The sequence below is a fragment of the Leptospira montravelensis genome, from assembly GCF_004770045.1.
GTDB lineage: Bacteria > Spirochaetota > Leptospiria > Leptospirales > Leptospiraceae > Leptospira_A > Leptospira_A montravelensis.
The window spans coordinates 148145-171140 of the sequence record NZ_RQFO01000017.1 but is presented as its reverse complement, the minus strand read 5'-3'; the positions used below and the strand labels follow the sequence as shown (position 1 = coordinate 171140).

The window sequence follows — 22996 nt, the reverse complement described above, 5'->3', positions numbered from 1 at the left end:
ATTGGATTTTTTCCGAGGATTATACATCATTCCGTGGAGTAAAAATTATATCTCCATATCTTTAGATGTTTTAATCGTCGCATTTTTAATTTATAAAACTTACACAACACTCCGAAGAACTCGTGGAATCCAACTTTTGCTAGGTGTAGGAATTATTTGGATTTCCGGAAGTTTTGCTGAATATTTAGGATTCGAACTTTTGGAATGGATCCTAACCAATATCAGACCAGCTCTTGTGTTTGCAATCATTGTACTCTTACAACCAGAACTGCGAAGACTAACCGGTGATTTGGCAAGGATAAGACTCCTTCGATTGTTTTTTCTCAAACCTACTTTTGATTTAGATCCAATTGTGGAAGCAGTTAGGATCATGGCTCAGGAAAAAACAGGATCTATCATCGTTCTCGTCAAAGACATTAGTTTGAAAGATATATCTGAAAACGCTGTGCCTTTGGATGCACAAGTCACCTCTGAAGTTTTACAAACAATTTTCTTTAAGAATTCTCCCCTGCATGATGGAGCAGTCATCATTGAACAAAATAGAATTGTTTGTGCGGCCTCCTATTTGCCGATGAGTAGCTCTGTGGAAATTTCTACCTTGGGGGCAAGGCATCGCTCCGCTTTGGGACTTTCAGAAGAAACGGATGCAATCATTATTGTTACTTCAGAAGAAACAGGTGATATTACCATCTGTTATGAAGGAGAAATGTTACATCCTGTTAAACCACTAGAACTCAAGGCTTTAGTCAGTAGTTTGATGACTGGAACTAGAAGGTCTAAGGATGATTCTCTTCGTAAATCAAAAGAAAAAGATACTGGAGTGAGTATATGATCTCCAAAGTATATGGAAAATTGGTAAGAAACTGGAAGGCAAAACTTGTTTCGTTAATCATCGCCAGTATTTTTTATGTAAATCTTCAAAATTCCAAAGTATTAATTAAAACAATCAATGTCCCTGTCGACTATCCAAAGTTATCTGGTAATTTAAACTATTCCAAAAATCCTGAAAAAACCATTCCCGTACGTGTGGAAGGTTTGAAAGATGTAGTAAATTATTATTCACAATTTATGAAAGCAGTCATTGATCCAGAGGATGTCCAACTCGGAGTTACAGAAGTTCCCATTAAAAAAATCGTGGGTGTTCCTAGTGGAGTAAAAGTTACTAAACTCAAAAAAACAGTACCTGTGGAAATTGAGTCTCGTGGGTTAAAAGTGGTTCCATTGGAAGTGGTTTTTGAAGGCGCACCACCAGCTAACTTTGAAAAGTTGACGCAGATTGTTAGCCCGCAAAAAATTACACTCAGTGGAAAACCACAAGATTTAGAAAAAATCGCAAAGATTGTATTACCAGAAATTTCTCTTTTAGATAAAAAGGAACCATTTGCAAAAACAGTAAGGATTCCAGACCTTCCCAAAGGAATCACTGTCCTTGGATCACGCGATGTCACAGTGAATGTTAATATCATTCCTCTTTCTTATAAAACAGGAGAACAAACGGCAGCAGGAATTCCTATAGTTTGTTCTGGACAAGATGTTCGGTTGGATGCGGAACTTTCAGAAGAACAAGTGGCGATTCGTTATTTTTCTTTAAAACCAATTCGTTCCGCACAAATCCTTACTGGAATTACAGCCCAAGTTCCTTGTAATTATATTTTTGATCCTATTAAAAACAAAATTATCCCCGAATTACAACCGCAAGTTGCAAAAGTCCGAATTATTAAAAATAAAGATTTAAAAGCGATTGAAATTTTACAAATCAGTCCTGAAAAAATTGAAATTCGTTATAAAGTAAAAGAACAACAGAATCCAGATTCGGATCCTACCGATGATGGAACCGGAATGGAAGGTCCTGGTACAGTTCCTTCCGATCGGTCTTAATTTTGAGTTTTCTTTTTTAACGAATAAATTCGGTGTTATTTTGACAGGTTTCATTTCATTTTCTTTGAAACCGAATTCAAATAATAAAGGTCTTTAATCCTTACTTTAAAAATTCATATATTTCTTTAAAACTTTCTTCCGGATTCTCCCATTGCGGATAGTGTCCAATTGTCTCCCAACGAATTAGTTTTTTGTTTTTGATTGGTAACTTTTCGATTTCATCAGCTAGATGGCTTCCACTCACTGGGTCTTCTCCGCCATTAATAAAAAGTAAAGGAACTTCTGTTTGGAGGAGTGCATTTTTCCAACGTTCTCCGTGAACTCGTCTTTCCTTAATGTATTTCAAAAGTTTGTGTGGAATTAATACTTTGTTTGGGTAGGTGATGAGTTTCCAAAGGACAGAAATTTCTTTGTCACTTGGTTTTGTGTTTTTTCCAAATACTTGAGAGAAAGCTACTCCAAATTTTTTTTCATCATAAAATCGAGAAAGGACTGCACCTAATATGGGTGTGGCGAGAAGTTTTTGTTTGAAAGTAGGTCTATGTAGGTGAGGAAAAAGTCCTCCGTTGAAAAACACTGCCCCATCAATTTCATACTTTCGATCACTTCTTTCCAAGTGCCTTGCTAAAATTTCCTGGCCTACACTGACTGCATAATCGTGAAAAACAAACTTCACTCTTTTTAATGCATTTTTTTCTATATAGTTCTCTATAATATCAGTTTGTTCGATGAGAGTGTAGTTATGTTTTTTGGGTTTTGAGGAATATCCGAATCCTAAAAAATCAATGGCGATTGTATTAAAATAACGTGTTAGTCCGTTAAAAATCTTGGAATAGTCCCAAGAAGAAGTTGGGAATCCATGAAGAAGTATTAAGTTTTGTCCTCTTCCTTCTTGGATAAAGAAAATTTGAAACTTTTTATATTCGAAAAATTTACCAGCAGCTAACCATTCAGTAGCGTTCTTTTTTGGAAAGTTTAGATCAACCATATCCGACATAGAACAACAAAAGAGGAAGTGAGTCAAATAGAAGAATTTGCTACTTTCTCTTTTCTCGAAAGCCGATCTTTAAAGAGATGGAATCATACCCACTCATTTATTTTTTAAAACCAGAAGGAATTATTTCCGATTGGGAATATTTTTGGTACCAGATACCTTATGGGGCTCCAGGGATTCTCACTTTTTTTGTTGGTGTTTTTTTAAGTTATTTTGCCTTTCAAAAGTTTCGTAAATCAGATGTTGATAATAAAATTTTCCATTTAAACCTAACGATTTCATTTATAAGTTTTGGATCGGTGGGTCTTGTTCTCACAACAAGGGCTTGGATTCAGGATGTAAACACATTAGTTTTTTGGAATGATTTATTATACTTCCTGGTAGCACCGCTAGCTCCCACTGCATTCTATATGGCATACCATATGACGGGAAAACAAAGCAAACTGTTGTTATATTATTCCTATCTTTGTTGGTTGGCTAGTTTTGTATTGTATTTCGGTGTTTTAATTGGAAAAGGATTTGAAACTACTATTTTTGAATTTCCATTCGGAAAGTATCCAAGAGGAAGTTCATTTGTTAGGCCTTGGGGGATTTTGGCACCACTTGGGTATTTTATTCTAATATTACCTTCTTTTATTAAACATTATCAATACATACGTAAACATTATCACCTAACTTTATTTCACGGTGTTAATTTACTTTTTTTACTCACAACTTTAAATGCTCCAAGTATCCTTGGGTTCAAAGTGTATCCGGGAGGATTCTTTTTATTTATCCCAATGTTACTTGTGGCCTATGGAGTATTTCGATCTGACTTTTTTGATGTAAATGAACTTCTATTTCAAAAGAATGGAATGTTTTATTTCTTATTTGCACTTTTATCTTTTGTTTTAATTTTTATTTCGTTTGGTGTTTCCTTTGGACTTTCCCCTGATGCTTATGAATCAGCCAAATGGTATCCTTGGGGAATCCCACCCGTAGTATCTGTATTTGGTGCTGTATTCCTTTCCATCATTGTGGCGGGTGCCAATCCATCGGCAAGGATCAATCAACTTTGTGCCTTTGCTCTGATTCTCACTGGATTTTATGTCATCCAATCGGTTCCTTTAAAGTTAAACATCTCTTATGTAGTTCAACTTCGTATTTCTCAGATGACCTTTGTGGCTTTTGCTTTTGCACCAAGTATCATGGTGCGATTGGTATTTGAGGCCATTGGTCAAAAGTCACCATTTTGGATTCAAGGTATCGACTTCCTTTGTGTAACTGCGGCTATCCTTGCACCTTCACCTTACCTTTTTGTTGGTTATTTTGATTACCCTTGGTCAAGAGTACATCATGGTGGCCCAGCAGAATTACTTGTTGGAGCTAATGGTGCTATTGCTATTATTTTAGTTCTTTTTACATTCATTCGCAACAAAGGTTATATTAACTTTGCATCTAAATGGATCATAGGCTCGTTTTTTTTGTCTGCTATTTTATTATTAGCCGCTCTTTTTCCTAGTCATGGTTTCCCTATTTATCCATTGGCAGATTTCCAATTTATACCAGCGTTTTTACTTGGTTATGCGGTGTTACGGCATGGAGCTTTGTCCTTAGAAGGTAGGACCATCCAACTCAGTCAAAGACTTGCTAACTTAGGCCTCATTACTATGGGCATTGCTGCAATCCTATATTTCCCATTGATTCGTGAGCAGTATGGGGTTGGGGAATCTGCCTTTCATTTAACTATGATTGTGCTACCTCTTGTTTTGTTTAACTACCTAGTTGTTTACATCATGTCTCGTCCTTTAGCAGAGGAACTTGATATCAGTTACTTTTTGTTAGATTTAGAAAAACAAAAGGCTGATGAAGAAAGAGAAAAAGCTTTGATCGCCCAAGACAAAGCAGAAGAAGCAAGAGAAGAATCGGAAAAGTTACTTCTCAACATTTTACCTTATAAAGTTGCAAAGGAATTAAAACAAAAAGGGAGTGTTACACCGTCTCGGATTGAAAATGTAACTGTACTTTTTACGGATTTCAAAGGGTTTACCAAAGTAGCTGAAGGAATGGATGAACAAAGTTTAATTGAGGAACTGGATGCCTGTTTCACTCAATTTGATGAAATCATTCTCAGAAACAATTTAGAAAAATTAAAAACCATTGGTGATAGTTATATGTGTGCTGGGGGAGTTCCCGTCGAAACGAGAACAAGTGCCATTGACGCTTGTTTGGCGGCATTAGAAGTCCAAAGTTTTATGAACCAACTAAAGGAAATTAAATCTACTTTAGGTTTACCTTTTTGGGAATTACGACTAGGTATTCATACAGGGCCTGTTGTAGCCGGAGTGGTGGGAAGGTTTAAATTCGCCTATGATATTTGGGGAGATACTGTTAATACGGCATCCCGAATGGAATCTGGTGGGGAAACAGGAAAAATCAATGTTTCCAAAGAAACTTATGAATTAGTAAAATATTTTTTTGTTACGGAATACAGAGGTAAAATTCACGGAAAAAATAAAGGTGAGTTGGATATGTATTTTGTTCATCGCCTAAGACCTCGTTATTCGCAGGATCCAGACGGAAAGGCACCTAACCAGTATTTCCGGGAAGTATATTCCCGGATCACCAAAGGTGCCAATATCCGTTGGAAAAACGAAACTTAAATGCGTTAAGTTTGTTCTTCCTCAGCAAGCCAAGTGCGTAATAACTGTGCCACATCTTCTGGTTTTTCTTTTGCTAGGTTAATTGCGTTTTCGAGTAACTCTCGTCTGAGTTTTTCGTCGAGGGAGAGTTCGACTTCGGCTCCCCCTTCGTCCATCACTCGTAGAGCTGCTTCCCGCATCATTTGTTGTTGGGCTGCCAGTTCTTCTTCTCTGAGTCTTCTTCTTCTTGCGATTTCTTTTTTGATCGCACGATAGACTAAGATAGCTAGTATTAAGAGAATTAAAATAACAAGAGAAGCAATCACCATATTACGAATGGCACGTTGTCTTTGATACTCTTCGTCTTCCGCACGGAATTGTTCGGTTCTATCTTTGGGAATGGTGATGACACTAATTTGGTCACCACGAGATCTTGTGTATCCAATGGCTGCTTCTAAGTTTTTACGAACGAGTTTTAGATCATTTTCGGCAACTGGAATGTACTTTCTATCATATCCCATTCCATCTTCGCGTTCTTTTCGTTCCCAAACACCATCCACAACTACGGATAAACCAATTTTTTCAATTTTCCAAGGTTGGCGTTTGATATCTTTCACACGTTTGTTGAATTCATAGTTATTGATATTTTCGTCTTTGGAATATTCTGCTTTTTGGTAGTCAGTATCTTTATAACCAGGAGGAAGGTTTGGCTCGGTTCCTGCTGGGCCATCGGGCGTAAACCCGCGTCCTTTAAAAGATTCTTTTGTTTCTTTGGAAGATACTTTTAAAGAATATCCATCAACCAACTTTCTTTCGTTATATGGTGTATCAGGATTGTCTTCTTCCGCAACCACAGGTAATACTTCGTTTTCTGTTAAGGACTCTTGGTCCCAATTGAAGGAATATTCAAAACGTGTGATGTCCACACGATCTTCTCCACCCAAATACCAACGAAGGGTATTACGAATGTCGATGAGCCGTTTGACTCGTTCTTCTTCTTCAATTCTAAGTTTTTCTTGAACGATACGAAGTTCTAATCTTTCTTTTTCTAAATCTTCTTCAAAGTCAGAAATGATTTTACCATCAGGATCGGCCACACTTACGTTTTCTGGTTTTAACTTAGGAACCGCACGAGCGACTAAGTTCACAATCCCTTTGATTTCTTTTTTACTCATTCCTTCGACACCCGGTTTGAAGTGTAAAATTACACTGGCTTTCACTGGATAGGAATTGGATTCAAAAAGATCACCTTCAGGAATGGCGATGTTGACATCGGATCTTTCGATAGGTCTTAATGTATTGAGAGATTTTTCAATCGCACCTTTGAGTGCTCTGTATTTTTTAATGTCTTTGTCGAATTGGGTTTCTGTAAATTTTTCAATGTCGAATAATTCCCAACCAGTCACACCTGCAGGAATTAAATTTTCTTGTGCAAGTTTTGTGACGATCTCTTGTCTTTGTTCGGGATCTACAGTGATGAGATTTGTTTCACTTGAACCATAAGAATAACCAAGGGCATCCAGTTTTTTGGTAACCTCAGAAAAGTCTTTGGAATCCAAATCCTTAAAGAGAACCACACGATTGCGTTGGGACGAGACATTGGATAAAATGATGACTGCCACCACCACAACGGCAAGCACACCACCCAAAATCATTTTTTTGGTTTTATCGAGTTTGTTGAATAACTCTTTGAGATTATCGATGATTTTTTGCAGTGGTTCAGGCATAGTACGGGCCTCGTGAGGATTTGAGACATAATCTCCCGGGAATTCTGAAATGTACAAGTACTTTTCGAAGGTGGGTGGAAATTAAGGAGGATTTAGCTGAATTTCTCGATGAGACCAATTAGAAACGGAGGAGACCTCCCGTTTTCAGCCGTCATTCAATGGGTTGGGTAGGAAAAAATGTTTGGTTTAAAGTATAGAGAAAACTAGAAATCGAATGGATAATCTAGTTTTCTCGAAGAATTTCTTTTAAGCCACACCTTCCACTTTTTGAAACACACGATCAAATCGTTTGAGGGCGTCATCGATCACTTCGTCCGTATCAGAAGCACTGGTATAAAGTCTACTTCCTGCCAGAGTCACAAGTCCTTCAGACATATAAGCAGCTCCCATTTCTTCCATCGCATGTTTTCGTTTATGAGCTTCAGAGATGGTTTTTTTAATGGTCCAGAACTTCATTATGTTGATATCGAGTAACATAGTGCCTACGGTTTCTAAGTGGCAAATGGAACCTTGGTTAAAGGCAACAAAAGGAAGGTCATACTTTTTGATCAGTTTTTGTAATCCTTTTGTAAGACGGTCTCCCGCTCTTCCTGATTTTTCAAGAGCCCCTGTTTTTTCCATTTCGCAAAGTGTAAAATAACCAGCGGCTGAACTGAGTGGGTTTGCTGCCATCGTTCCACCGATTAACGCCTTTTTGGTGCCTGTTTGAAGACCTGCCGATACATATTTCATGTATTCTTTTTTACCACCTAGTCCACCAGCTGACGGATATCCACCAGCCACTACTTTTCCAAAAATAGTAAGATCAGGAGTCACACCGTAATACCCTTGAGCACCACTGAGTCCGATACGGAATGCGGTAACCACTTCATCAAAAATAAGAAGGGCACCATATTTATCACAAAGTTCTCTAACACCTTTGTTGAAATTACGGTCAAGAGGTCTTGTTCCACTTTCTGGTCCTACTGGTTCAATGAGAACAGCAGCAGTGCCACCACGGAAACGATTTCGTTTGAGAACAGATTCTAAAGCGTTCAAATCGTTCGGATAAAATTCTTGCGTGTATTTGAAAATGGATTTAGGAACTCCATTGGCTTCAAAATGCCTTGTGCCTGGGATTCGTAGTCCATAAGCCAATTGGTCACTCCAACCATGATAGGCTCCACCCATCTTCACGATGTTTTTTTTCTTAGTGGCAAGTCTTGCCACACGAATGGATGCCATACAAGCTTCGGTTCCCGAGCCGAGCATCCGAAACATTTCCACAGAAGGAACTAACTCGACAATTTTTTCAGCTAACTTGTATTCGTATTCGTGAAAGAGGCCAGTGACAGGACCTGTTGTGTCTAGAAGTTCGATGACTTTTTTTCGGACAGAAGTTGGGTTACTGCCAAGAACTGTTGGCCCGCCCGCTTGTAAAAAATCGATGTATTTGTTTCCGTCTAAATCGTAGAGATAAGCACCCGATGCTTTTGTGAATACAAGTGGGAAGGGGTGATTGAAGGAAAGGTTGTGTTGAACACCACCTGGAATGTACTCCGAAGCCTTGGTGATCATGGCTTTGGACTTACTGCATTTTTTATCAAAGTAATTATGAATGATATCATCCATTGCGTCTTTACGAATGGAGCGGATGGGAAGGGAAATGAGTTTCCTTAAATCTTTATAAACTTGGTCTACGTCTGGGTATTCGTTCATGGAAAAGCCTTGGGCCATAATATCTTTCCTCTTCCGGGTCTTTTTTCTTGACAATGAGTGAGTCATCACTCATTGTCAAGGAGGATTTCACAAATTTTAGCAAGAATGACGGATTCTTTGGAAAATAACTTAAATTTTCTGGAGAAATCCAGCCTTTTTTCATTTATAGGACGGAAGATGGGTATGGCAGAGACAAAGCATTTTAATGACAGTTTTGAACGAATTTCCGAAGAAAAACGAAATCGAATTTTATCCACAGCCATTTCTGAATTTGCCAACCGTGGGTTTACCAGCGCCAATACGAATACCATCGCCCAAAAAGCGGGGATCAGTGTCGGTTCCCTCTATAAATACTTCGAAACCAAAGAGGATTTTTTCCTCACGGTTGTGGATCATGGAATCACCCAATTAGAAAAAACCTTAGAATCTGTTCTTTCCTTGGATCTGGATTTGTTTGGCAAAATAGAAAAGATCATTCGCATCATCCAAACCCACTCGCGGATCAACCAAGACATCATCCGTCTCTACAATGAAATGACAACGGAAAGTAATTATGAACTCATCACACGTCTTTCCGGTGAGCTTGAATCTTTATCTGCAAAATGTTATATTGAAATGATCAATCTTGCCAAAAAAGAAGGAACCATCTCCTCCGATATCGACAGTAACCTTTCTGCATTTTTACTAGATAATATCTTTATGACCCTACAATTTTCGTATTCCACCGTATATTATAAAGAACGCATGAAGATCTATTTAGGGGAAGATGTGTTTGATAAGGATGAAGACATTGTGGCGGGGGTTATGCGAGTGATCCGTAGAGCGCTTGGTGGGTAGGGGTAAAATAAGTTTTTTTTGTGAGAATAGTTTTCTTCTCCTTACTCCGTGATTTGGATGTTACAAAATAGTTCTATAAAGGTATCAAGAAAGTTTATTACCATTTTGCTCTGTCTGGCAGTAATCATTTCATGCAGATCCAGTGCAGATTTGGATCATTATTACCCGGGTATCAATCAAAATTCTTTTTATATCACTAACTATAGAATTCCAGATTTTTACAATAAACATAAAATCATAATAAATGATAATATAATCCATTTGGGACCTGGAATTATTTTTCCAGTTGAAGTAAAGGGAGGTTATTTAAATCAAAAAGAAATTATAGAAAATTTTTATAGAACGTCAATATGTGAAAGTATCCTTAACTCTGATCCAAACAACGTTTATACCTTTGAATATAATTTTGAAAACCCCGCAGAAGAAAATCGGCTATTATATGCTTTTTCTATCCTGTCGATTTATCTAATACCAAACACTAAATCCGTTACTTACACGCTTACAACTAAGTTTTCAATCAATAATGTAGCTAAAAAAGTTTATACTAATACAAAAATTGTTAGATTTTTTGATTGGCTACCACTCGCTCCTTATGCGCTTTTCGTCGAACCATATAAAGAAAAGGAATCATATCTCTTTTATTTGTTAATGAAAGAAACAAATTTAAAAATTGAGAAAGAGTTTTTTCGTTAACTTCCCATAAACGGTGATTCTCCTGCCGATTACGAATCTGCTAGTAGGTTTGGATTCCATTTCCTCGGTATCGCCCACGACGATAGGCACACTTATTATTTTCAAACTGGGAAAATTCCATTTTTAAGAAAATTTTTGGAATTAGAAGAGTATTTGATCAATCAATATAGTTTTGCATAATCAATGATAGTTTGTTTACGTTTTTTGAAAGATTGTATGAGATAACGATAACAAACAAAATAGCAAAAGAAGGGTAAGGTTGCCAAGTGAAAGATTTGAATGATTATGTAAAAGCATACAAAAAACAACTCCAAATCGGAGACATCCAAGAAGCATACGCTAGGCTTGTAAAATACGTAACCAAACTCGGCACAACTTTATCTAAAAATCTTTCTAAAATTTATTCCTTCGGAAGTCTTTTTCAAGGCTATATGGACTATACCTATTTCTATTACGGAAACAAGTTCTTGAAAGATAGAAAATTAAAGATGGGACTTGTCTTAAATCATCCAAAAATGCAATTTGAAGTTTGGCTTTTGGGGCAGACCATTCCCATCCAAGAAAGGTATTGGGAGTATTTTAAAAACACAAAGTGGAACAAAAATAGAACTACCAAACCACAATATTCCATTTTAGAAACTGTTCTCATTGAAACCCCCGATTTTAGTGATTTGGATCGGCTGTCGAAACAAATTGAAGATCGTCTTGTTCAGGTGACTGCGGAAATCATTGAGGACATTAAACGTAGTAAATTGAAATAAAAGGAATTGGCAAACAAAGCGAATATTTGTGCTAGTTATGCGATTCTTGAATTTTTCACTTTTCCTTCTTGCGCAGGGGTAATTTTTAATGATACCCCCCAGTGCGAATTTTTTCTCAATTAACTTTCCATAAACGGTGATTCTTTTAACCAAAACACCATCACAAAATTAATCAGTGATAAAATGAGTAGGATATAGAGAAACGATATCATTCCAAAAAAGTTCAATCCTAAGATAAATAGGATCCCTGACACTTGTCCCACAAGGAGTAACAAACCTTGGGAAGTGGATTCTGGTGCTGGTGAAGTAATTTCTGCACAGTATTGAAATCCGATGGGTGCTCCAATACCGAGGAGAAAAAATCCAATGATTACGGAACCTGTGAGTAAGAAAATAAATCCTTGGAATAAGGTGAATAAACAAAGTCCTACAAGAAATCCAGCCATTGCAATAATGAGGAATGATTTTCTTTTTTGTAATTTATCGGATAACGGCGGTATGATGACCCCACCAATGATTCCTGAAATCAGCATCACTCCACCAACAAGTCCTGATTCGTCGATATTCAGTCCTTTGATTTCACAAATTTGATCGATACAAGTGCTCACCGCATTGAAGACTCCGAGACCAATAAGAAACAAAAATAGGATTTTTCTCATATCCTTTTGTTTCCATAAAAAACGAAGTCCTTCCAAAAATGGGAGTTCATGGTCTTCTCCATGAGTGCTCGGAGAAGTTGGCGGTTTTTCTTTGATGAGTAAAAGAAAAAGAAAGGCAGAACCTACAGATACAAAACCGTAAATCATCATGACTCCAGGTATGGAATTTCCTGATTGGAGTAAGATGGGTGTGAGGATCATCACAAGAATGATTCCTAGAAATTGGGCGAGAGTTCCCAGAGCAACCGCTGTGGCTCTTTCTTGGATAGGAAACCACAATACACTAATCTTTGTGACTGCGTTTAGTAAAAAAGGTTGGGCTACGGCCAAACCGATTTGGCAGATTAAAACAATGGAATAGTCGGCTGCATAAATTCCTTTGAGTAACCCGCAAACTCCTGTTAGTATGGCACCAAACCCAACCCCTTTTTTGATCCCATACGTATCAATTACATAAGAAGCCGGAATGGCAATGATGACAAAAACGCCAAGAAATACGAGCGAGAGTAAATCGATTTGTAAGGGGCTTACCTGGTAAAACTCTTTGGCATCACGGGCAATGGGAGCAAAGGTCAACCATTGCAAACAAATGGTGGCAGTGATGACAATATAGGCAAATAACACAACCCAGCGGTAGGAATATAATTTTGGAGTGTTTTGGCTCATGGGGACTCCCTTTTTCTACGATCTACGGATTTGGCATCCAAACAAACGTTCGGAATAAATTCTCTTATGGAGAAATCCCAACGGAAAATGATTTGCCATCCGAGCCGATGATTCTGAATCTTTGTGAGTCATCACTCACTTTTTTCTAGTTTCAGGAGAAAAACGAAAAGTCCTTTCGGATAGTTCCCTGGAGAAGGGAAAAAGTGGTAGGAGTGAGTGAAAAAGCGAACGGACGGAGATCACATGGAATCTGGATATATACTGACTTATGATATCGGCACAACGGGGGTAAAAACCTGTCTCTTTCGGATTTCAGAGGCTCTGGAGCTTGTGCAATCAGCCTCAAAGGAATATTCAATCCAACTTCTAGACAATGGGGGTGCCGAACAGAATCCAGACGATTGGTGGTCCTCCATGAAGGATACCACGACACAAATTTTGACAGAGTCCAAAATCAAACCGGAGTTCATCCAAGGTATATCCTTTTGTTCGCAAATGCAAGGATTGGTGCTCACAGATGCAAACTTTCAAGCAGTGCGCCCTGCTATGAGTTATATGGACCAAAGAGCGACGTTAGAAATGAAAGCGGGAGTGAGCCACGGTTTTAAAATCGAAGGAATCAATGCCATTAAACTTTTGTTATCTCTTTGGATTACAGGGGCAGTTGCTGCCAGTGTCAAAGATCCAATTTGGAAATACAAATGGGTAGAAAAAAACGAACCAGAAGTATTTACAAAAGTAAAGTGGTGGTTTGACGTAAAAGAATATTTAATCGCACGCTCTACAAACGAAGCAGTGATGACAAGAGATTCTGCTTTTGCTACTTTTTTATATAACTCAAGGGTAGGAAAAGGAAATTGGAGTCCTCTTTTGTGTAAGTTATTCGGTGTTCGTTTGGATCATTTGCCAAAGATTGTAAATTCTTCTGAAAGGGTGGGTGGACTTACAAAAGAAGCAGCGGAGTATCTCGGTTTAATCGAAAACATATCCGTGTTTGGTGGTGGAGGAGATGCCTCACTCATTGGTGTGGGGGCAGGAGCCGTAAGTGAAGGTGATACTCATATCTATGCAGGAACTTCTGGTTGGATCGGGACTGTAACCAAAAAAAGAACAGTGGATATAGGAGCAAGGATTGCATCCATCGTTGGAGCAAGAGAAGGATATTATAATTATTTTGGGGAACAAGAAACATCAGGGAAATGTTTACAATGGGTGAGAGACCACTTGGCCTTAGATGAAATCGATTTGTACTTAGAAAAAAAGAAAATCACTGATGGTCCTGATGCCGTGTATGAAAGTTTGTTCGAGTTTATGTTTGATTCCATTAAAGATACGGAACCTGGTTCGCAGGGAGTGATTTTTACACCTTGGCTTCATGGCAACCGTTGTCCTTTTGAAGACCCAAAAGCAAGAGGGATATTTTTTAACATCAGCTTACATACAGGAAAAAGAACACTCATCCGTGCAGTAGTGGAAGGAATCCTTTTTCATAAACGTTGGATTTTAGAACTTTCTGATAAAAAGATCCCTACATCAGATACCATTCGGTTTGTGGGTGGTGTGGCAAGGTCTGCCTTTATCTGTCAGTTGTTAGCTGACATCACGGGAAAAACCATTGAAAGAGTGGTTCATCCCGAAAACGTTGGCGCGATGGGAGCGGCTGCCATTGTAGCTTTTGGAATTGGAAAAATTCAAAAATTTGAAGATATCAAATCAATGATTCCCATCCAGGACAGATGGACCCCTAATTTGAAGCATAAAGAAATTTATGATAAAAACTTTAAGGTCTTTAAAAATCTTTATAAAGCCAACCAAAACAATTTTGCAAATTTAAATACATAAGTTCGGGAAAAGAAAATGGATCAACAAAACAAAGAATACAGTAAAACAAGTTTGGGGAAACCTTTTGCAATTGGCAGGTCAGCGGATCTATTTGCCTTGCCAGAGAATCAAATTCTAAAACTTTTTTTTCCTGAGGCAAAGGAATCAGAAATCGATTTAGAAGTTAAAAACACCATCGAAGCCAATCAGCAAGGTGCAACGAAAATGCGTTGTTATGGAAAAGCCAAAGTTGAGAACCGGTTTGGAATCGTAATTGACAGGTTAAATGGAATTTCACTTACAAAACTTCCAGACAAAAATCCATTGGAGCTCTTTCGAATCGCTGGAAAACTTGCGAAGTTACATTACGGAATTCATCAGCTAAAATCAGATAAATTTCAAGACATAAAAGAAATCTTAAACCATTGTTTGGAATCTGCACCACTTTCATTTTTGAGTGCGACTGAAAAAGAAAAGGCCAAATCGTATATCGCAACTCTTCCCAATGGAAATTCCATTTTGCATTTGGATTTCCATCCAGAAAATGTAATCGTAGAAGGAAAAGATGAAATTATAATTGATTGGATGACTGCGGCCAAAGGAAGTCCTGCTGCGGATGTTGCCTTCACCTATCTTTTGTTTACCGATGGAGAACTTTGGCCAGGAACACCAAAATTAAAAATTATTTTTTATACAATCATCAGAAAGTTCATTCTCGGTGGGTATTTAAAATCCTATAAAAAATTAAGTGGGATGATGGATGCAGAAATTTCCGCTTGGAGACTTCCTTCACTCATTCTACGGATGGGACTTTGGGATATCGCAAGTGAAAGGGAAGGATTAAGGGCGCAAACCATTCGTTTGCTAGCTAATGGTGGAAAAGTATGAATTTAAAGTTAGATCGTTTTATTGAAACTTATAAAGGTGAAGAGTTTGATGTCACAATCATCGGTGGTGGAATCACCGGCGCCACATTGGCTTACGAAGTGGCTAGTCGTGGTTATACGGTGGCTTTAGTCGAAAAAAAAGATTTCGGTGGAGCCACTTCTGCGGCTACGGGGAAGTTGATTCACGGTGGACTACGATATCTCAAACAGTTTGAAATTGGTTTAGTCCGAGAGGCCTTAAAAGAAAGAAGGATACTATCTAACATCGCACCGAATTTAGTTTATCCTTATCCTATGGTACTTCCAAAACCAGGTCTTATTGCAAGGATTGGACTTTTTGTTTATGATCTGCTTTCTTTTGACAGTAAGTGGACTTGGGACGAATCCAAACAAATTCCTAATCATAAGTATCTCAAACGAAAAGAACTCAACCAAAAAAACTTAGGTGATTTTGAAGATGCTGCTTACTTTTATGATGCAATTTGTTTGAGTCCAGAAAGGTTAACCCTTAGTTTTTTAAAATCTGCTGTTTCTTATGGTGCAAAAATTGCTAACTACGCAGTGGTGGAAAATTTAATTTGGGAAAACAAATCCGTTGTTGGAATTTTAGTCCATGATGTATTGACAAATCAAAAACACCAAATTCGTTCTAAGGTAACGATCAATGCGTCGGGGCCTTGGACACATAACATTCTTTCTAAATCGAATAAAACAGAACAACCCATGCCGAAAAAACGTTCGGAAGGGATCTATATCATTACCAAAAAATTAACAAACCTAATGACTTTGTATGTGGGTGATAAAGGCCATTTCAGTTTTGCTCCTTGGCGTGGACACTCTATGATTGGGCCCACTGAAAAATCTTATTTTGGAAATGTCGAAGATTGGAAACTCACCAAAGAAAGTATCACCGAGTTTATCGATTATATCAATGAAACATCTCATCTCAAAGAGAAGTTAACAGTGGATGATGTTATTTTTGCTTACGGGGGTTTACGGCCTTTGGTGGAAAGTTCCGATGATACCTATTCTGCATCCAGAAGGTCAGAACTCTATGATCATGCCCGTGATGGAATCCAAGGTTTGATTACGGCTGCCGGTGGAAAGTACACAACAAGCAGACATTTTGCAGAATCAATTTTCAAACGAATCCAAAAAAAATTGGATAAAAAATCGGGTGAAGCTATTTCCGCAAAACAACACTTATACGCTTCACAAATCCCGAATGTAGAAATTTTCATCCAAGAGGCAAAAAAACAAAATTCTGACTTCTCAGAAAATACCATAGATTATTTGATTCGTCACTACGGTTTACAATATGAAATCATTTTGGACCTGGCTAGGAAAACAAAAAATCTGGCAGCCGTTCTGAATGCGGATGGTGAAATTTTAGCGGAAGTAGTGTACGTGATTCGTTATGAAATGGCAAAATCGCTTTCAGATGTTTTTTTGAGAAGGACAGGTCTTGGAACACTTGGAATTCTTTCGGATGAAATCATGAAGGTGATCATTGATACGGCTGCTACGGAATGGAACTGGTCAGAAGACACAAAAAAGAAAGAAACAGAGGTCATTTACAAAACTTTAAAATTACCAGTTTGATCTTTTCCTCTTCCTAATTTTTCAGCTGACAAAGATCACTTTACCCTTATACAATCATGTTATGGGCAAAGTGATCACCATTGATACCGAGTATGCAAATATGCCACAAGTGGCATCGGCTTATCTTTTAGAAGAAGAAGGGCACGGAGTGGTTGTGGAAACCAATACCACTCATGCCATCCCAAAGATTCTAAAAACTATGGAGTCGGAGGGAATCAAAAGAGAAAACCTCGACTATGTCATTGTGACTCATGTGCATTTGGATCATGCAGGTGGTGCCTGGGCACTTCTCGAAGCCTGTCCTAATGCGATTTTACTGGCTCATCCCAAAACCGCCAAACACTTGATAGATCCCAGTTTACTGATCAAAAGTGCCACATCCGTTTATGGAAAAGAAAACTTTGATTCTTTGTATGGTGAAATTAAACCAGTGCCAAAAGATAGAGTTCGAGTGATGGAAGATGGGGAATGGCTTGTTTGGAAAGACCATTCCTTTCAGTTTATTTACACAAAGGGACATGCCAACCACCACTTCTGTATTTATGATAAAAAATCGAATGGTATTTATACCGGTGATTCCTTTGGAATTTCCTATCCCCATTTAGAAAATGGAAAACGATTTATTTTTCCTACAACAACGCCAACTGACTTTGATTCGGTGGAAGCCATCCGATCACTCGAACGAATTTTAGAAACAGGAGCGGAGGTTGCTTACCTCACTCATTTTGGTGTGATCGGAAATTTAAAAGAGAATGCGACCGATTTAAAAGAAGGTCTCATCCTTTGTCAGGAAGCCATTAACAACTTAGAAACCATCCCCAAAGAAGATCGTCTCCCTTTTGTAGAATCAAAAGTGGAAGCCATGATCCAAACACTGGCAGACAAACATTCCCTTACACTGTCAGAATCTGATTGGAAATTATTACATCTAGATGTAAATTTAAATGCGCAAGGGTTAGTCTATGCGTTTGAAAAGAAACAACCAAAAGTATAAATTCCAACTTCAATTGAAATATGAACTTATGAATCAAAATTTATACAACCCCTGGAAACGATGGAGGACCTTATTTTTTTCACGATTCGTTTTATTTTACATCATAGCCATTCCGGTTTTATTAAGTTCCCAATGTTCATATCCAACGAAATCAAAAACTTCCAAGGAACCCCAAATCCAAATTCATTTTATATCTGATGAGTATGAAGAAACAAAAAAGATTCCGTCTGCGTTATTAGAATCAAAAGATTTACTTCTCATCTTGGCTGAATTATCCAAAAAAGAAGATCCTTCCATGCGTTTTATTTCTACCAACCGAACCGAAGAGATTATGGAAGTGAATGGGAAAAGAAACTCTTGGTCAGAAGGTTGGGTGGTTTATGTGAATGAGGAAAGGGTGGATGGAGTCCAGATGAAACGTGGGGTTCGAGTTTCTCCCAGTGACAAAATAGAAATTCGGTATGAGGCCGTAGAGCGCGTGTTTGGTCGCCCTACGCCATAACCCATGGAACGAACCTGTATGTTTCCAAGAGAACGAATCTGTTTGGCTATACAGGTTCAGTTAGTGATTTAAATTTTATCTAAGTGTTGTGAGTTCTCTATAAGCTCTAACAAATCCATCCGACATTGTTTTTGCAAATGTCAATGAGATCCGAGCCTTCTCTGCCGCAATCATCACGTCATGAAGTTCCACTGAGTTTGGATCAAAAACAATTTTCTGTGTGAGTTCATCTGCTTCCACTTGTTGGTCATTCACCTGTTCGAAGGCTTTCTTTAAAGCATCTCCAAAAGTTCCAGCCACTTCATCCGGAGATTTGGCTTCATTGGTTTTACCATAGTGACGTTCGTTCGAGCGAAAGATTCCTACCTTGTCACCTTGTGGGAGTAGGGAATGTGGTTTGTAAGTTTGGGAACTGATGTTTGCAATGCGATCAATGGACATGGGTCTTTCCTCATTCTATCCATCGGCGAAATCTAAAAAACCTAAAGAAAAAAATTATGTCACATTAAAAAAAGGGAAAATAACGACGTATTTGGCCGGGGTTACGCCCGACCGATCTCCATTGCCTTATTCATCATGGCTTTGGATCCATTGATGAGTTGGACATTGGCCTCATAAGAACGAGATGCCGAAATCATATCTGTCATCTCCGTGACGATATTGATGTTCGGAAGTTCCACGTAGCCTTTTTTCGGGCCAGTTTGGATGGCATCTGGATGGGTTGGGTCATAAGTGAGTCGTAAAGGGCTCATGTCCTTTTCGATTTTCATTACCTTTACCCCTTTGCCTTCGCCGGGAGCCACACCAAAAGGATACACAGGGCTTTTCCAATTGGTTCTTAGGTTAATCGGCGTTAAGATGACACGGTCACGTCGAAAAGGGCCGTCTCCATTTGTATTTCTCGTTGTAGTCGAGTTTGCAATGTTATTCGAAATAACATCCATTCGGAGTCTTTGGGCAGAAAGGCCAGTGGCAGATATATTAATCGAATCAAACATTCCCATAACTTACTCCTTAGTTGGTTCTCATCACAATGTTGAGAAGGCGGTTGTTTTGGTTTAAGCGATCAATCATAAGGCTGTAACTCATTTGGTTTTGGTTTGCATCTACCACTTCTTTTTCAATGTCTACGTTGTTTCCATCGGGTCGCATTGTAGTCAGATAGTCCAAATTGGTTTTGGGTTTTGCATCCCGATAATCTAGAGGTTTAAAAAATTCAATATGACGGTCGTTTGTGATTTTAGTAGGAACTGCTTTGTCCTTTTCAATTTTTTCTGATTCGATAGCACGTTTCAACATCGATTCAAAGACCACTTCCGAACGTTTGAAATTAGGAACGTCCGCATTGGCGATATTATCAGTAATCACTTTACGCCTTTGTGTCGCAGCACCGAGGCCACGTTCCAATAGGTCTTGAGTTTTCATGAAATGTGTTGCTTCAAACATATTTCTCTTCCTCTCTACCTTCCCCTTTCGGTCGGTTTTTCTTCCTCCTAAAGTATTTTATGTCGCCTCAATCGATTTTTTTTTGGGCGGCCCCAATGGTTTCTAAAACCAAACAGAGAAGCAGGAAGGGTCGGGCTCTCCCTCCAATCCTCCCCAAGGTTCTGGGGAGGGATTTCCGCTCGATCCCTGCCGCAGAGAATGGAACTAAAATCCGAGTTCTTGGAGGGATCGGGAGGACCAAACGGGAGTCCTTCCTTCTCGTAAGTATCGTATTTCTTTTGTTTCTAAGGAAACAATATGGAGGCCATACTCTCTATATCGATTCAATTGAATGCTACGCCCAAAAGTAAGTCACTTTCCTTTTTCACCGTGTGCCAATCGAAACTCGTTTGCCTTGGACATCCTATTTTCTTTTTGAATCCATTTATATATTATTGTTTCTTGGTTCTACTTTCCAAGTCGAGAAGTAAGGATTGGATGCGCGTATGATTGGCAAGATACCAATCCGAAAAAATTCCAACAATCCCTCGGAAGAGTTGGATGGGGATCCAACGAGCCGGAACGATGATTCTTGGTTTTTTATGGATGAGCCCATAAACAAATGCTTTTGCAACTTTTTCAGCCGAAATTGGTTTTCTTAAAACCATAGGGAAACCTAGTTCTCGCATGTTTGTAGTTAAACTATCACCTCCAAAAACACCTTCTGTAAGGGGAGTAGAAACCCAACCAGGGTACAAAACACTAACATTTACACCTTTACCTGCAAGTTCTGCACGAAGGGAACGAGATAACATTTCAATTCCAACTTTAGAAGTCGCATAAGGTGCGTTACACATACCATTAGTAAATGCATAGATGGAAGATGTAACAACCACTTGTCCCTTATTTTTGACAATCTCTGGCAATGTGGACTTGATTGTGCGCCAAACACCAAGTAAATCCACCTCTAGAATTTTTTCAAATTCAGATGCATCGCAATTAAAAACGGTATAAGCGGATTCTTTCCATGAAATTCCAGCATTAGCAAAAACGATATCAAGCTTTCCAAATTTAGAAACTGCAAGATTTGTCACTTGTTTGATGGATTTCCAATCGGTTACGTCCACTGTTTCTGTGATCACTCTTTCTTTTGTAAACTCAGTTGCTAATGCATCTAAGGATGTCTGAGATATATCTGTTAATACAAGTTTGGCACCTAGCCTGTACAATTCTCTTGCGCATGCAGCTCCAATTCCTCCGGAAGCACCTGTGATGAGAACTACTTTGTCTTTTAGATGATAAGCCATATTTTTCCTTTTAACTCTGTTAAGGATCCATTCCATAAAACGGTCAACTTCTAATTCAAAAAGAACCAAACGGCAAATTTGTTTCTTTATAAGGTATTAAAAGAAGATATTAATTTAAAGTAGGGTTTAAAGGAGTATAACTTATGTAAGTGGGTTAAGCGAATTTATATTTCTTCTAATTTTAATTCTTTGATTTTTTGTTCTAATAGTGCAATTTCCTTTTTTGGTTTGGTCATTTGAATTGCCTTTTGGTAATGAAGGGAAGCTAATTCATTATTCAAGTTTGAATATAAATAACCTAAGAGAGAAAAATAATCCCGAGTTTTATCTTCCCTGTAGTTTTTTATCTCTTCAATTGCTTTTTGTTTTCCGAATACTTTAGAATAAGCAAATACTCTGTTTAAGAAAACAGAAGGTGAGTTAAAGATTTTTAAAAAATTATCATATATACTTAAAATATATTTCCATTTTTCCAGGGAATCGTTTTGGGTGTGCCAATATGCAATTGCAGCTTCATAATGGTATCGAGACCTGGAAGGAACACTAAACGCCTCTAAAAAATATTCATTTCCTTTTTGTATTAAATTTTGATCCCACTTGGACTTATCTTGGTCTTGAAAAACCACTACAGTTTCTTGTGAACTTATTCGAGAATCGAGCCTAGATGCTTGAAAACAAAATAATGACATGAGTGCAAATAATTCAGGCGTTTTTGCTGATTTTGTTTCTAATAGTGAAAGACCAAGATTCATTGCTTGTTTTATTAAATCGATACGAATGACCGAATCTTTGGTTTTTGAAGAATAACCTTCGTTAAATAAAAGATAAATTGTTAAAAGAACGGAATCCATTCGAAATTTGATTTCATCTGTAGACAAATTTTTAATTTCAAAATTGGATTCACGCAGTTGTTCCCTTGCACGAAAAAGAATTTTTTTAACTGCTTCTTTATTAGAATGGAGAGCAAAGGCAATTTCTTCAACACTAAGCCCGCAGAGTATTTGTAAACTTAGGCAGATTTTTCCTTTGGCTGAAAGTGTATTTTCACAGACCGCAAATATCATAGCTAAGTGACTATCAGCAATCACGTTCTCTTCAAAACTTACTTCTAAAGTTTCTTTTGGGTTTGTCTCAAAATGATTTTTAAAATTATTTAACTCAGTTGTGTTTTTCCTGAAACTATCTCTTGCGATATTTTTGGCGACTGTGTAAAGCCAACCAGATGGATTTTCTGGGATTCCTGAATGTGGCCAAACTTCGGTGGCTCTAAGGAATGTTTCAGCAATCATATCTTCGACAAAATCAAGGTCTTTGATTCCAAAATGACGGCATAACACAGCCGTCATTTTTACTTGTTCCTTTCGAAACAAATCGGAAAGTAAAATGGTTCCCTTATCAGCTATGGTCATCAGGAGTCACAACTTTTCTAACTTCCACATTTCCTCCTATTTTTAAAATGGGACATCCTTTGGCAATTTCTACCGCTTCATTTAACGATTCAGTCTTTACTACAATATAACCATTGATGAATTCTTTTATCTCCGTGTAAGGACCATCTGTAACCAAGTGACCTGGGTGGACGGTTTTTGCATCAGAGATGGCTAGACGGTTTCCTTTATCAGCTAACTGTTCTTTTGCAGATAAATTGGTCATCCAAGACATCCATTCTTGTAAGATCCTTTGCATTTGTTCTGGGGAAGGTCTTTCTCCTTCTTGGTTACTATTTCTGAAAATCAAAGTGAATTCTTTCATTTTTTACCTCTTAACAATAACGTTTTCAGTTTGAAAAAGGGGACATGGACTTGGAAAAAAAATAGTTGGAATTGGATTTTTTTAGCAAATATCGGTATCCCATTTGATGGGAATGTTCTTTTACGGGTAGTCCTGTAAAGTATCATCTTAAAGTATTTTTTTCTTAAATCGT

21 protein-coding genes are annotated in these 22996 nt (G+C 38.0%); 11 read left to right on the top strand and 10 right to left on the bottom strand.

What is annotated here, in order from left to right; translation table 11 throughout:
- Position 1 precedes the first annotated feature (1 nt).
- Complete coding sequence (gene cdaA, locus EHQ31_RS14725) at positions 2 to 832, top strand: diadenylate cyclase CdaA (protein WP_135571463.1); 831 nt, start codon at positions 2 to 4, stop codon at positions 830 to 832.
- Entirely contained in the window at positions 829 to 1878 is a 1050-nt protein-coding gene (locus EHQ31_RS14720) for a CdaR family protein (RefSeq protein ID WP_135571461.1), read from the top strand. Before cdaA ends, EHQ31_RS14720 begins: the two co-directional genes overlap by 4 nt.
- Before the next feature lie 100 nt (positions 1879 to 1978).
- Here EHQ31_RS14720 and EHQ31_RS14715 read toward each other — a convergent pair whose 3' ends face one another.
- On the bottom strand, positions 1979 to 2866 hold the full coding sequence (locus EHQ31_RS14715) for an alpha/beta fold hydrolase (protein WP_244247410.1): 888 nt from the start codon (positions 2864 to 2866) through the stop codon (positions 1979 to 1981).
- An 86-nt stretch (positions 2867 to 2952) separates the two neighbouring features.
- Between EHQ31_RS14715 and EHQ31_RS14710 the strand changes: the two genes are divergently transcribed.
- Positions 2953 to 5514 carry an adenylate/guanylate cyclase domain-containing protein gene (locus tag EHQ31_RS14710; protein ID WP_135571456.1) on the top strand — a complete coding sequence of 854 codons (2562 nt, stop codon included), beginning with the start codon at positions 2953 to 2955 and terminating at the stop codon, positions 5512 to 5514.
- Positions 5515 to 5519: 5 nt separating this feature from the next.
- Here the strand turns inward: EHQ31_RS14710 and fliF are convergent, their stop codons facing one another.
- Together fliF and EHQ31_RS14700 are read right to left on the bottom strand one after the other, a co-directional pair.
- A complete protein-coding gene (gene fliF, locus EHQ31_RS14705) occupies positions 5520 to 7220 on the bottom strand; it encodes a flagellar basal-body MS-ring/collar protein FliF (RefSeq protein WP_135571454.1) in 1701 nt (566 codons plus the stop codon).
- Between the two features lie 246 nt (positions 7221 to 7466).
- Positions 7467 to 8936, bottom strand: coding sequence for an aspartate aminotransferase family protein (locus tag EHQ31_RS14700; RefSeq protein ID WP_135571452.1), 1470 nt, complete (start codon positions 8934 to 8936; stop codon positions 7467 to 7469).
- A 165-nt stretch (positions 8937 to 9101) separates the two neighbouring features.
- On the opposite strand from EHQ31_RS14700, the gene EHQ31_RS14695 reads away from it, so the two are divergent.
- The 3 genes from EHQ31_RS14695 (at position 9102) to EHQ31_RS14680 (ending at position 11209) form a co-directional block, all read left to right on the top strand.
- Positions 9102 to 9755, top strand: a complete 654-nt coding sequence (locus tag EHQ31_RS14695; protein ID WP_135571451.1) for a TetR/AcrR family transcriptional regulator — start codon at positions 9102 to 9104, stop codon at positions 9753 to 9755.
- A gap of 57 nt (positions 9756 to 9812) precedes the next feature.
- Positions 9813 to 10448: a hypothetical protein gene (locus EHQ31_RS14690; protein WP_135571448.1), complete on the top strand. Its 636-nt coding sequence runs from the start codon at positions 9813 to 9815 to the stop codon at positions 10446 to 10448.
- A gap of 266 nt (positions 10449 to 10714) precedes the next feature.
- Complete coding sequence (locus tag EHQ31_RS14680; protein ID WP_135571445.1) at positions 10715 to 11209, top strand: DUF7000 family protein; 495 nt, start codon at positions 10715 to 10717, stop codon at positions 11207 to 11209.
- A 119-nt stretch (positions 11210 to 11328) separates the two neighbouring features.
- On the opposite strand, the gene EHQ31_RS14675 is transcribed toward EHQ31_RS14680, so the two are convergent.
- Positions 11329 to 12534, bottom strand: a complete 1206-nt coding sequence (locus EHQ31_RS14675; RefSeq protein ID WP_135571443.1) for an MFS transporter — start codon at positions 12532 to 12534, stop codon at positions 11329 to 11331.
- A 243-nt stretch (positions 12535 to 12777) separates the two neighbouring features.
- On the opposite strand from EHQ31_RS14675, the gene EHQ31_RS14670 reads away from it, so the two are divergent.
- From EHQ31_RS14670 to EHQ31_RS18965, 5 genes are all read left to right on the top strand, one after another.
- Complete coding sequence (locus EHQ31_RS14670; RefSeq protein WP_135573960.1) at positions 12778 to 14376, top strand: xylulokinase; 1599 nt, start codon at positions 12778 to 12780, stop codon at positions 14374 to 14376.
- Between the two features lie 15 nt (positions 14377 to 14391).
- Positions 14392 to 15243, top strand: coding sequence for an aminoglycoside phosphotransferase family protein (locus tag EHQ31_RS14665; protein WP_135571441.1), 852 nt, complete (start codon positions 14392 to 14394; stop codon positions 15241 to 15243).
- A complete protein-coding gene (locus tag EHQ31_RS14660) occupies positions 15240 to 16844 on the top strand; it encodes a glycerol-3-phosphate dehydrogenase/oxidase (RefSeq protein WP_135571439.1) in 1605 nt (534 codons plus the stop codon). The genes EHQ31_RS14665 and EHQ31_RS14660 overlap by 4 nt, the downstream gene beginning before the upstream one ends.
- Before the next feature lie 61 nt (positions 16845 to 16905).
- Positions 16906 to 17838, top strand: coding sequence for an MBL fold metallo-hydrolase (locus EHQ31_RS14655; protein WP_135571437.1), 933 nt, complete (start codon positions 16906 to 16908; stop codon positions 17836 to 17838).
- Positions 17807 to 18340, top strand: a complete 534-nt coding sequence (locus EHQ31_RS18965) for a hypothetical protein (protein WP_244247409.1) — start codon at positions 17807 to 17809, stop codon at positions 18338 to 18340. The genes EHQ31_RS14655 and EHQ31_RS18965 overlap by 32 nt, the downstream gene beginning before the upstream one ends.
- Before the next feature lie 75 nt (positions 18341 to 18415).
- On the opposite strand, the gene fliE is transcribed toward EHQ31_RS18965, so the two are convergent.
- From fliE to EHQ31_RS14620, 6 genes are all read right to left on the bottom strand, one after another.
- On the bottom strand, positions 18416 to 18781 hold the full coding sequence (gene fliE, locus EHQ31_RS14645; RefSeq protein ID WP_135571435.1) for a flagellar hook-basal body complex protein FliE: 366 nt from the start codon (positions 18779 to 18781) through the stop codon (positions 18416 to 18418).
- Between the two features lie 101 nt (positions 18782 to 18882).
- On the bottom strand, positions 18883 to 19344 hold the full coding sequence (gene flgC, locus EHQ31_RS14640) for a flagellar basal body rod protein FlgC (RefSeq protein ID WP_002975027.1): 462 nt from the start codon (positions 19342 to 19344) through the stop codon (positions 18883 to 18885).
- Between the two features lie 10 nt (positions 19345 to 19354).
- Positions 19355 to 19786: a flagellar basal body rod protein FlgB gene (gene flgB, locus EHQ31_RS14635; protein ID WP_135571433.1), complete on the bottom strand. Its 432-nt coding sequence runs from the start codon at positions 19784 to 19786 to the stop codon at positions 19355 to 19357.
- A 431-nt stretch (positions 19787 to 20217) separates the two neighbouring features.
- The gene (locus EHQ31_RS14630; RefSeq protein ID WP_135571431.1) at positions 20218 to 21072 is read right to left on the bottom strand and encodes an SDR family NAD(P)-dependent oxidoreductase; all 855 of its coding nucleotides are present in this window, start codon (positions 21070 to 21072) and stop codon (positions 20218 to 20220) included.
- 164 nt (positions 21073 to 21236) lie between these two features.
- Positions 21237 to 22481, bottom strand: a complete 1245-nt coding sequence (locus EHQ31_RS14625) for an RNA polymerase sigma factor (protein ID WP_135571429.1) — start codon at positions 22479 to 22481, stop codon at positions 21237 to 21239.
- Positions 22468 to 22824: a YciI family protein gene (locus EHQ31_RS14620; RefSeq protein ID WP_135571427.1), complete on the bottom strand. Its 357-nt coding sequence runs from the start codon at positions 22822 to 22824 to the stop codon at positions 22468 to 22470. Before EHQ31_RS14620 ends, EHQ31_RS14625 begins: the two co-directional genes overlap by 14 nt.
- Between the last annotated feature and the right edge of the window lie 172 nt (positions 22825 to 22996).